The organism is Pseudomonas kitaguniensis (assembly GCF_009296165.1).
Taxonomy (GTDB): Bacteria; Pseudomonadota; Gammaproteobacteria; order Pseudomonadales; family Pseudomonadaceae; genus Aquipseudomonas; species Aquipseudomonas kitaguniensis.
Map to the genome: position 1 here is coordinate 1 of NZ_VUAZ01000135.1, position 11,695 is coordinate 11,695.

General features: G+C 58.6%; 5 protein-coding genes and 3 pseudogenes. 7 read left to right on the top strand and 1 reads right to left on the bottom strand.

The genetic code is table 11. The annotated features are described in order from the left end of the window. Positions 1 to 49 precede the first annotated feature (49 nt). Complete coding sequence (gene recN / locus F0169_RS21825; protein ID WP_152747594.1) at positions 50 to 1,723, bottom strand: DNA repair protein RecN; 1,674 nt, start codon at positions 1,721 to 1,723, stop codon at positions 50 to 52. Between the two features lie 253 nt (positions 1,724 to 1,976). Here recN and grpE point away from each other — a divergent pair, with 253 nt between their 5' ends. The 7 genes and pseudogenes from grpE to greA form a co-directional block, all read left to right on the top strand. Further along, positions 1,977 to 2,537: a nucleotide exchange factor GrpE gene (gene grpE, locus F0169_RS21830; RefSeq protein WP_058412561.1), complete on the top strand. Its 561-nt coding sequence runs from the start codon at positions 1,977 to 1,979 to the stop codon at positions 2,535 to 2,537. A 103-nt stretch (positions 2,538 to 2,640) separates the two neighbouring features. Then, positions 2,641 to 4,556 (top strand): annotated as a pseudogene (dnaK, locus tag F0169_RS21835) (molecular chaperone DnaK). A gap of 317 nt (positions 4,557 to 4,873) precedes the next feature. After that, the gene (gene dnaJ, locus F0169_RS21840; protein WP_058412559.1) at positions 4,874 to 5,998 is read left to right on the top strand and encodes a molecular chaperone DnaJ; all 1,125 of its coding nucleotides are present in this window, start codon (positions 4,874 to 4,876) and stop codon (positions 5,996 to 5,998) included. 10 nt (positions 5,999 to 6,008) lie between these two features. Continuing rightward, positions 6,009 to 6,815: a 4-hydroxy-tetrahydrodipicolinate reductase gene (gene dapB / locus F0169_RS21845; RefSeq protein WP_058412558.1), complete on the top strand. Its 807-nt coding sequence runs from the start codon at positions 6,009 to 6,011 to the stop codon at positions 6,813 to 6,815. Between the two features lie 259 nt (positions 6,816 to 7,074). Beyond that, positions 7,075 to 8,211 carry a glutamine-hydrolyzing carbamoyl-phosphate synthase small subunit gene (carA, locus tag F0169_RS21850; protein WP_152747595.1) on the top strand — a complete coding sequence of 379 codons (1,137 nt, stop codon included), beginning with the start codon at positions 7,075 to 7,077 and terminating at the stop codon, positions 8,209 to 8,211. Between the two features lie 105 nt (positions 8,212 to 8,316). After that, positions 8,317 to 11,537: pseudogene (carB, locus tag F0169_RS21855) on the top strand (carbamoyl-phosphate synthase large subunit). After that, a pseudogene (gene greA, locus F0169_RS21860) lies at positions 11,534 to 11,695 on the top strand (transcription elongation factor GreA); the annotation flags it as partial. The pseudogenes carB and greA, both read left to right, overlap by 4 nt.

An 11,695-nucleotide genomic window follows, 5' to 3' on the forward strand; every position in this document is an offset into this window, starting at 1 on the left:
GCGACCTTAAGGTCGCCTTCGTGCTTTCTGTATAGAAGAAATTGTCGGCTTAAGCTTTCGCCGCAACGACCATTTTTTTCGCGTGGGCCAAGGACTCCTTGGTCAGGTCGATACCCCCCAGCATCCGCGCCACTTCTTCAACGCGCTCCGACTTGTTCAGCTTGGCCACGGCGGTGTGTGTGGCATCGCTGCCGCGCACCTTGTGAACGAACAGATGTTGATGCCCTTGGGCCGCCACCTGCGGCAAGTGGGTGACGGTAAGCACTTGCCCGCGATCACCCAGCCGACGCAACAACTGCCCGACGATCTCTGCGGTTGGCCCGCCGATACCCACGTCCACCTCATCGAATACCAGTGTCGGTACACGAGACGTCTGCGCGGTAATCACCTGAATGGCCAGGCTGATCCGTGACAGCTCGCCACCCGACGCTACTTTCGCCAGCGCTTTGAGCGGCTGGCCAGGGTTGGCGCTGACCAGCAGTTCCACCTGTTCCAGGCCATGGGGTTGCAGCTCATTGCTGGTGTTGGCGTGCAGCTCGATAGTGAAGCGCCCGCCGGGCATGCCCAAGCGCTGAATTTCCAGCTCCACAGCGCCGGCGAGGCAGGTGGCCGCTTTCTGGCGCAGTTCGCTCAGTTCGCGGGCTTTTTCTTGGTAGTGCCGGGCAAAAGAGGCGAGTTCGTCGGCCAGCCGCTCGATGGATTCATCGTTGGCATTAAGGGTTTCGATTTCATCCAGCAATTTTTGCTGCATCGTCGCCACTTCGGTGGGTTGGATGCGATGTTTGCGCGCCAGCGTGTAAATCGTGTCCAGGCGTTCTTCTATTTCCTGCAGGCGGGCCGGGTCGGCATCGAAGTGGTCGAGGAAGCGATTCAGCTCGCCCACGGCTTCTTCAACCTGGATCTGCGCGCTGGTCAGCAGCGTCGTAGCTTCGCTCAGCGAACCAGAAGAATTGTTCACGCTGGACAGGCGATGCAGGCTGGCCGTCAGCGCGTTAAGCACGTTGCCCGAATCGCTCTCGCTGCATTGCTCTACCACTTGGCGGCAAATGCCCAGCAGGGTCTCGGCGTTGGTGAGGTTCTTGTGTTCCTGCTCCAACTGTTCCAGCTCGGTTTCACCAAGGCCGAGGCTTTCCAGCTCTTCAAGTTGATAGCTGAGCAATTGATGGCGAGCGCGCTGCTCGTCACCGGAGTTCGAGAGCCGCTCCAGCTCTTGCCGGGTCTGGCGCCAGCGCTGGGCAGCCAGTTGCACCTGGCGGGCCAGATCGGTGGCGCCGGCATATTCATCGAGCAGGCGGCGATGTGTGTCGGTTTTCAGCAGGGACTGATGCTCATGCTGGCTGTGGATGTCGATCAGCAGTTCGCCCAGCGCTTTCAAGTCGCCAAGCGGGCAGGGTGTGCCGTTGATATAGCCGCGTGAACGCCCTTCCGCTGTGATGACTCGGCGCAGGATGCACGGGCCTTCATTATTAAGGTCGCGCTCGGCCAGCCAGGCTTCGGCCTCGGGAATGTCCGCCAGGTCAAAGGTGGCGAGGATATCGGCCTTGTCCGCACCGGGGCGCACCACGCCGCTGTCGGCGCGATCGCCGAGGGTCAGGCCCAGAGCGTCGAGCATGATCGACTTGCCGGCGCCGGTTTCGCCTGTGATTACGCTCATCCCGCGATCCAGTTCGAGATCCAGATGTTCAACGATGGCGTAGTTGTGTACAGACAGGTGCACGAGCATGGCGGCCGCTCCCAGGTGTTAGGTCTGGTTATTTATACAGTGTTTTGTTCCGGGCTGACAATCCTGGCGCTTAGCTCGATTTGCTTGAACGAGCGGGTTTGTTAGCGCAATAAAGAATGACCGGGCAGGAATTGACCCAAGACGGCAGAAAGACTTTTGGTAACGCCTGCGCCCTTGAACCTGGAAATTGTGGCCCCATATACCGGAACAGAAGCGCGAGTTGAGTTCGCGCATGATTTGAAAGGAGAGATCTATGGCTGACGAACAGACGCAGGATACGCAAACTCCGGACGCCAATTCGGCTGTCGGCGATGAGCTGGCGACCCGTGTGCAAGTGCTCGAAGAGCAATTGGCCGCTGCGCAGGATCAATCTTTGCGTGTTGCCGCCGATCTGCAGAACGTCCGTCGCCGTGCCGAGCAGGACGTCGAGAAAGCGCACAAATTCGCGCTGGAAAAATTCGCCTCCGACCTGCTGCCGATCATTGACAGCCTGGAACGTGGCCTTGAGTTGTCCAACGCGGATGACGAAAACATCCGCCCAATGCGTGAAGGGATCGAGCTGACCCTGAAAATGTTCCAGGACACCCTGAAGCGTTATCAGTTGGAAGCGATTGATCCGCAAGGCGGCGAACCGTTCAACGCTGAGCATCACCAGGCAATGGCGATGCAAGAAAGCCACGACCTGGAGCCCAACAGTGTTTTGAAGGTGTTCCAGAAGGGTTATCAGCTCAACGGTCGCTTGCTGCGCCCGGCAATGGTGGTAGTGAGCAAGGCTCCTGCACCTGTTGCACCTTCTATTGATGAGCAGGCTTGAAATCAGTCGTAACGGCCCCATCTATAAGTCAAGCGTTTAAGTGCTACCGCAGTTAGCCACCACTGCTGCGGCAACCAAATTCAAGTTTCGGGAGAGTAAAAACATGGGCAAAATTATCGGTATCGACCTGGGGACAACCAACTCCTGCGTCTCCGTTATGGAAAATGGCAAATCGAAAGTTATCGAGAACGCCGAAGGTGCACGCACCACCCCGTCCATCGTGGCTTACGCCAACGACGGCGAAATTCTGGTTGGCCAGTCGGCCAAGCGTCAGGCTGTGACCAACCCAAATAACACCCTTTATGCGGTGAAGCGTCTGATCGGTCGCAAGTTCGACGAAGAAGTCGTGCAAAAAGACATCAAGATGGTCCCTTACAAAATCTCCAAGGCTGACAACGGTGACGCCTGGGTTGAAGTAAACGGCCAGAAAATGTCGCCGCCGCAAATCTCGGCTGAAATCTTGAAAAAGATGAAGAAGACCGCCGAAGACTACCTCGGTGAAGCAGTGACTGAAGCGGTGATTACCGTTCCTGCCTACTTCAACGACAGCCAGCGCCAGGCGACCAAAGACGCCGGCCGCATTGCTGGCCTGGACGTAAAACGTATCATCAAGAACCTACCGCAGCTGCACTGGCTTACGGCATGGACAAGGCCAAGGGCGACCACACTGTGATCGTTTATGACCTGGGTGGCGGTACGTTCGACGTTTCGGTCATCGAGATCGCTGAAGTGGATGGCGAGCACCAGTTTGAAGTGTTGGCCACCAACGGTGACACCTTCCTGGGTGGCGAAGACTTCGACATTCGTCTGATCGACTACCTCGTTGACGAATTCAAGAAAGAAAGCGGCATGAACCTTAAGGGTGACCCGCTGGCCATGCAGCGCCTGAAAGAAGCCGCTGAAAAAGCCAAGATCGAGCTGTCGTCTGCTCAGTCGACCGACGTGAACCTGCCGTACATCACTGCAGACGCTACCGGTCCAAAGCACTTGAACGTGAAAATCTCGCGCGCCAAGCTGGAAGCGCTGGTTGAAGACCTGGTTCAACGCACCATCGAACCTTGCCGCATCGCGTTGAAAGACTCCGGTATCGACGTTGGCGCGATCAACGACGTGATCCTGGTCGGCGGTCAGACCCGTATGCCACTGGTTCAGAAGTTGGTAACCGAGTTCTTCGGTAAAGAAGCGCGTAAAGATGTGAACCCGGACGAAGCGGTTGCCATGGGTGCTGCTATCCAGGGCGCTGTACTGGCCGGCGACGTTAAAGACGTGCTGCTGCTGGACGTCAGCCCGCTGACCCTGGGTATCGAAACCATGGGTGGCGTGATGACTGCGCTGATCGAGAAAAACACCACGATTCCTACCAAGAAATCTCAGGTGTTCTCGACGGCTGACGACAACCAAGGCGCTGTGACTATTCACGTGCTGCAAGGTGAGCGTAAGCAAGCAGGCCAGAACAAGTCCTTGGGCAAGTTCGACCTGGCTGAGATTCCACCAGCACCTCGTGGCGTGCCACAAATTGAAGTGACCTTCGACATCGACGCCAACGGCATTCTGCACGTAGGCGCCAAAGACAAGGCCACCGGCAAAACTCAGTCGATCGTGATCAAGGCCAACTCCGGCCTGTCCGAGGAAGAAATTCAGCAGATGATTCGTGATGCTGAAGCCAACTCCGAAGAAGACCGCAAGTTCGAAGAGCTGGCCGCTGCCCGTAACCAGGGTGACGCACTGGTGCACTCGACGCGCAAAATGATCGCTGATGCTGGCGACAAAGTGAGCGCTGAAGAGAAGGTTGCCATTGAGGCCGCTGTGGTCGCCCTGGAAGCCGCTGTTAAAGGCGACGATAAGGCTGCCATCGAAGCCAAGGTTGAGGAGCTGTCGAAAGTCTCCGCACCGGTCGCTCAAAAAATGTACGCCGAGCAAGGCCAGCCGGCAGACGGTGCTGCGCAACACGCAGAGCCTGAAGCCAAGCACGACGACGTTGTGGATGCCGAGTTCGAAGAAGTCAAAGACCAGAAGTAAGTTGGTCGCCCGGTTGACCGCTATCAAGCGGTGACTGGTAGGATGTCGCCGCGCGGGAGCTTGCTCCCGCGTTGGCGTGTCTGGGGTATGCGAATTTTTACAACATGCGACAGCGTTCGGATGTTGGCGGTGTGATCGGGAATGCTCCTGCTTCCCTGGCGACAGTCACCGCGTTTTTGGCCGGGTTGCTGGCTGAAAACAGTAATGACCAGGATCGTTGAATTGACGTGAGTTGGGTCCGGGCCTGTATTGGGGCTCAGCGAGTTTGGCCAGGCTCAGGAGGGCCTGGCTGAACGTCCTTAAGAGTGCAAAGACTTATGGCAAAGCGTGACTATTACGAAGTATTGGGTGTGGAGCGCGGTTCCAGCGAGGCGGACCTGAAAAAGGCCTACCGCCGTCTGGCGATGAAGCATCACCCGGACCGTAATCCGGATAGCAAAGAATCCGAAGATCTGTTCAAAGAGGCCAACGAGGCCTACGAATGCCTGAGTGATCCAAACAAGCGCGCGGCCTACGATCAGTATGGCCATGCTGGCGTTGACCCAAGCATGGGCGGCGGCGGTGCCGGTTTTGGCGGTCAGAACTTCTCCGATATTTTCGGTGATGTATTCAGCGACTTCTTCGGCGGTGGCCGGGGTGGTCAGCGTGGCGGTGCCCAGCGTGGCAGCGATTTGCGCTACACGCTGGAACTGAACCTGGAGGAGGCCGTACGCGGCACCACCGTCAACATTCGTGTGCCGACGCTGGTCAATTGCAAGCCGTGCGATGGTTCGGGTGCTAAAAAAGGTTCTGCGCCGATTACCTGCCCGACGTGCGGCGGTATCGGTCAGGTGCGTATGCAGCAGGGTTTTTTCTCCGTGCAGCAGACGTGCCCGCGTTGCCATGGCCAAGGCAAGATCATTTCCGATCCGTGCGACTCGTGCCACGGCGAAGGCCGTGTCGAAGAGTACAAAACGCTGTCGGTGAAAGTGCCGGCGGGTGTTGACACCGGTGATCGCATTCGCCTGTCGGGTGAAGGTGAGGCGGGCGTTCAGGGTGGGCCTACCGGCGACCTGTACGTGGTGATCAATGTGCGTGAGCACTCGATCTTCCAGCGTGATGGCAAGCACCTGTTCTGCGAAGTGCCGATCAGCTTTGTCGACGCAGCTTTGGGTGGTGAGTTGGATATTCCGACCCTTGATGGCCGGGTAAAACTCAAGATTCCCGAAGGTACGCAAACCGGCAAGCAGTTCCGCATCCGTGGCAAAGGCGTTGCGCCGGTGCGGGGTGGCGGTGCGGGCGACTTGATGTGCCGTGTGGCGGTCGAAACACCGGTCAATCTGGGCCGTCGTCAGCGCGAACTGCTTGAAGAGTTCCGCAGCTCACTGGAAGGCGATGACTCCCATTCGCCGAAAACCACCGGCTTTTTCGACGGTGTGAAGCGCTTCTTTGGCGACCTGTAAGGACGTGAATATGCGACGTATAGCCGTAATGGGCGCTGCCGGGCGCATGGGCAAGGCGTTGGTCGAGGCGGTGCAGCAGCGCTCACCTGCCTCGGGGCTGACGGCGGCGATCGTCCGGCCAGGCAGCACGTTGATCGGTGCAGACGCCGGTGAGCTGGCCTCGCTGGGGCGCATCGGCGTTTCATTGTCGAGCAGCCTGGCGCAGGTGGCTGACGAATTTGATGTGCTGATCGATTTTACGCTGCCGGACGTGATGCTGAAAAACCTGGCGTTCTGCCGCAAGGCGGGCAAGGCTATGGTGATCGGCACCACGGGCTTGAATGCCGAGCAGAAACAGTTGCTGGTTGAGGCGGGCAAGGATATTCCGGTGGTGTTCGCGGCCAACTTCAGTGTCGGCGTGAACCTGTCCCTCAAGCTGCTGGATCTGGCGGCGCGGGTGTTGGGTGATGAGGCTGACATCGAAATCATCGAGACGCATCATCGGCACAAGATCGATGCGCCGTCGGGCACCGCGCTGCGCATGGGTGAGGCGATTGCCGATGCGTTAGGGCGTGACCTGTCGAAAGTCGCGGTGTACGGCCGTGAAGGTCATACCGGTGAGCGTGCGCGTGACACCATTGGTTTTGCGACCGTGCGCGGTGGTGATGTGGTCGGCGACCACACGGTGTTGTTCGCCACCGAAGGCGAGCGCCTCGAGATCACACACAAGGCTTCCAGCCGCATGACGTTCGCCAAAGGTGCGGTGCGTGCCGCGCTGTGGTTGGAAGGCCGCACGCCGGGTCTGTATGACATGCGCGATGTGCTGGACCTGCACTAATCAGTAGCTAAAACAGGGCCTTGGGATTATCCTGAGGCCCCGTTTTTACCCGCTAAGCGATGTTCTGTCGCATTCCCCTGCCTTTAAGGCTCATTAGCGGTGGACCAAAAAAGCCTTTTTCTGTAAGCTACAGCTTTAGTGTGTCCACTAAAAGCGCGCAGAATAATTCAGTGAAGAAGCGGGGTGACGTGTCCATACGTCACTCCGCTTTTTTACAACCTGCGATCGCCCTTTCAGGCTTTATTTACGGGAGGTCTTCTTGACTAAGCCAGCCATACTCGCCCTTGCTGATGGCAGCATTTTTCGCGGCGAAGCCATTGGAGCCGACGGTCAAACCGTTGGAGAGGTGGTGTTTAACACCGCCATGACCGGCTATCAGGAAATCCTTACCGATCCTTCCTACGCCCAACAGATTGTTACCCTGACCTATCCGCACATCGGCAACACCGGTACTACACCGGAAGACGTCGAGTCTGATCGTGTCTGGTCGGCCGGTCTGGTCATTCGCGACCTGCCACTGGTTGCGAGCAACTGGCGTAACACGATGTCGCTGTCCGATTACCTGAAAGCCAACAATGTGGTGGCAATCGCCGGTATCGATACGCGCCGCCTGACACGCATCCTGCGTGAAAAAGGCTCGCAGAACGGCTGCATCATGGCGGGTGACAATATTTCCGAAGAAGCGGCGATTGCCGCAGCGCAAGGTTTTCCTGGCCTGAAAGGCATGGACCTGGCGAAAGTTGTCAGCACCCAAGAGCAGTACGAGTGGCGCTCCACTGTCTGGGACTTGAAGACCGACAGCCATGCAACCATCGAGGCCGCTGACTTGCCGTACCATGTCGTGGCCTACGACTACGGCATCAAGTACAACATCCTGCGCATGCTGGTTGAACGTGGTTGCCGCGTGACCGTGGTGCCGGCGCAAACCCCGGCCAGCGACGTACTGGCCATGCAGCCGGACGGTGTGTTCCTGTCCAACGGCCCGGGTGACCCTGAGCCTTGCGACTACGCCATCACGGCGATCAAGACAGTGCTGGAGACCGAGATTCCGGTGTTCGGTATTTGCCTGGGTCACCAGTTGTTGGCCCTGGCCTCCGGCGCCAAGACCCTGAAAATGGGGCACGGCCACCACGGCGCCAACCACCCTGTGCAAGACCTGGACACCGGCGTTGTGATGATCACCAGCCAGAACCACGGTTTTGCGGTAGATGAAGCGACCTTGCCGGCGAACGTCCGCGCCATTCACAAGTCGCTGTTCGACGGTTCCCTGCAAGGCATCGAGCGCACCGACAAGAGCGCGTTCAGCTTCCAGGGCCACCCTGAAGCAAGCCCTGGCCCGAACGACGTAGCGCCGCTGTTCGACCGGTTCATCAATGAGATGGCCAAGCGACGCTAACTGACTGGCCTGAGGGTGGCCCGGGAAACCGGTGGCCCCCTCAGGCTCTTCAAGGATTGTTCAAGACGGCTTGCCGACTGACCTGCGGATTTGAGTGACAAACCCATGCCAAAACGTACAGACATAAAAAGCATCCTGATTCTCGGCGCTGGCCCGATTGTTATCGGCCAGGCCTGTGAATTCGACTACTCCGGCGCCCAGGCCTGTAAAGCCCTGCGCGAAGAGGGCTACCGCGTCATCCTGGTGAACTCCAACCCGGCCACCATCATGACCGACCCGGACATGGCCGACGCCACCTACATCGAGCCGATCAAGTGGCAGACGGTTGCCAAGATCATCGAGAAAGAGCGCCCGGACGCGCTGCTGCCAACCATGGGCGGCCAGACTGCACTGAACTGTGCCCTCGACCTGGAGCGCGAAGGCGTTCTGGAGAAGTTCGGCGTAGAGATGATCGGCGCGAATGCCGACACCATCGACAAGGCTGAAGACCGTTCGCGTTTCGACAAGGCCATGAAGTCCATCGGCCTTGACTGCCCGCGCTCCGGTATCGCCCACAGCATGGACGAGGCCAACGCGGTTCTCGAAAAGCTCGGCTTCCCGTGTATCATTCGTCCGTCCTTCACCATGGGCGGCACCGGTGGCGGTATTGCTTACAACCGTGAAGAGTTCGAAGAAATCTGCGCGCGTGGTCTGGACCTGTCGCCGACCAAAGAGCTGCTGATCGACGAATCCCTGATCGGCTGGAAAGAGTACGAGATGGAGGTTGTCCGCGATAAGAAGGACAACTGCATCATCGTCTGCTCCATCGAAAACTTCGACCCGATGGGCGTGCACACCGGTGACTCGATCACCGTTGCTCCGGCGCAAACCCTGACGGACAAGGAATACCAGATCATGCGTAACGCCTCGTTGGCGGTACTGCGTGAGATCGGCGTTGAAACCGGCGGCTCCAACGTTCAGTTCGGCATCTGCCCGGACACTGGCCGTATGGTTGTGATCGAGATGAACCCGCGTGTATCGCGTTCTTCGGCGCTGGCATCGAAAGCTACCGGCTTCCCGATTGCGCGCATCGCGGCCAAGCTGGCGATCGGTTACACCTTGGACGAGCTGCAAAACGAAATCACTGGCGGCGCTACGCCAGCGTCGTTCGAGCCGTCTATCGACTACGTCGTGACCAAGCTGCCACGCTTTGCTTTCGAAAAATTCCCGAAAGCCGATGCGCGCCTGACCACTCAGATGAAGTCGGTGGGTGAAGTCATGGCCATCGGCCGGACCTTCCAGGAGTCCCTGCAGAAAGCCCTGCGTGGCCTGGAAGTGGGCGTTTGCGGTCTGGACGAGAAGCTCGACCTGAGCAACCCGGAAAGCATGAGCGTGCTCAAGCGCGAGCTGACCGTGCCGGGCGCCGAGCGCATCTGGTACGTCGCTGACGCCTTCCGCGCGGGCATGACCGTCGAAGACATCTTCGGCATGAACATGATTGATCCGTGGTTCCTGGTGCAGATCGAAGACCTGATCAAGGAAGAAGAGAAGGTCAAGACCCTCGGCCTGTCGTCTATCGACCGCGACCTGATGTTCCGCCTCAAGCGCAAAGGTTTCTCTGATATGCGCCTGGCCAAGCTGCTGGGTGTGACCGAGAAAAACCTGCGCACGCATCGCCACAAGCTGGATATTTTCCCGGTCTACAAGCGCGTTGACACCTGCGCCGCCGAGTTCGCCACCGACACTGCGTACATGTACTCCACTTACGAGGAAGAGTGCGAAGCCGCGCCGTCGGGCCGCGACAAAATCATGATCCTGGGTGGCGGGCCAAACCGTATCGGCCAAGGCATCGAGTTCGATTACTGCTGCGTACACGCCGCCCTCGCGCTGCGCGAAGACGGGTACGAGACCATCATGGTCAACTGCAACCCGGAAACCGTTTCCACCGACTACGACACTTCCGACCGTCTGTACTTCGAGCCGGTAACCCTGGAAGACGTGCTGGAAATCTGCCGCGTCGAGAAGCCAAAAGGCGTGATCGTGCAGTACGGCGGCCAAACTCCGCTGAAACTGGCTCGCGCACTGGAAGCCGCCGGCGTGCCGATCATCGGCACCAGCCCGGATGCCATCGACCGTGCCGAAGACCGTGAGCGCTTCCAGCAAATGGTTGAGCGCCTGAACCTGCGTCAGCCGCCTAACGCCACCGTGCGCAGCGAAGACGAAGCTATCCGCGCGGCCAGCAAGATCGGCTACCCGCTGGTGGTGCGTCCGTCCTACGTATTGGGCGGCCGTGCGATGGAAATCGTCTACGAAGAAGATGAACTCAAGCGCTACCTGCGTGATGCGGTAAAAGTCTCCAACGACAGCCCGGTGCTGCTCGACCACTTCCTCAATTGCGCCATCGAGATGGACGTGGACGCGGTTTGCGACGGCACTGACGTGGTGATCGGCGCGATCATGCAGCATATCGAACAGGCGGGCGTTCACTCCGGTGACTCCGCCTGCTCGCTGCCGCCTTACTCGCTGCCGGCGCACATCCAGGACGAGATGCGCGAACAGGTCAAGAAAATGGCCCTGGAGCTGGGCGTGGTCGGCCTGATGAACGTTCAGTTGGCGCTGCAAGGCGAAGACATCTACGTCATCGAAGTCAACCCGCGCGCTTCGCGTACCGTGCCATTTGTTTCCAAGTGCATCGGTGTGTCCTTGGCGATGATTGCTGCCCGTGTGATGGCCGGTAAGACCCTGAAGGAAATCGGTTTCACCAAAGAAATCATCCCGAACTTCTACAGCGTGAAAGAGGCGGTGTTCCCATTCGCCAAATTCCCTGGCGTGGACCCGATCCTGGGCCCAGAGATGAAGTCCACCGGTGAAGTGATGGGTGTGGGCGATACCTTCGGTGAAGCGTTCGCCAAAGCCCAGATGGGTGCCAGCGAAGTGCTGCCGACCGGTGGTACTGCGTTTATCAGCGTGCGTGATGACGACAAACCACTGGTTGCAGGTGTGGCGCGTGATCTGATCAACTTGGGCTTTGAAGTCGTGGCCACCGCCGGGACAGCCAAGGTGATCGAAGCTGCCGGCCTGAAAGTGCGCCGCGTTAACAAGGTGACGGAAGGCGTCCGCACGTGGTCGACATGATCAAAAATGACGAAGTCACGCTGATCATCAACACCACCGAAGGTCGCCAGTCGATCGCGGACTCGTACTCCATTCGTCGTAATGCCTTGCAGCACAAGATCTACTGCACCACGACTATTGCTGCTGGTGAAGCCATCTGCGAAGCGCTCAAGTTCGGTCCGGAAAAGACCGTGCGTCGCTTGCAGGATCTACACGCAGGATTGAAGGCATGATCAAATATCCAATGACCGTCCAGGGCGCCAAAGCCCTGGAAGAGGAGCACGCCCACCTGACCAAGGTCGTCCGTCCGAAGCTGAGCCAGGACATCGGTACGGCCCGCGAGCTGGGCGACCTGAAGGAAAACGCCGAATACCACGCTGCTCGCGAGCAG

Coding starts and splice junctions, on each gene's coding strand:
- dapB (WP_058412558.1), top strand. CDS start 6,009: ATGCGACGTATAGCCGTAATGGGCGCTGCCGGGCGCATGGGCAAGGCG.
- recN (WP_152747594.1), bottom strand. CDS start 1,723: ATGCTCGTGCACCTGTCTGTACACAACTACGCCATCGTTGAACATCTG.
- dnaJ (WP_058412559.1), top strand. CDS start 4,874: ATGGCAAAGCGTGACTATTACGAAGTATTGGGTGTGGAGCGCGGTTCC.
- grpE (WP_058412561.1), top strand. CDS start 1,977: ATGGCTGACGAACAGACGCAGGATACGCAAACTCCGGACGCCAATTCG.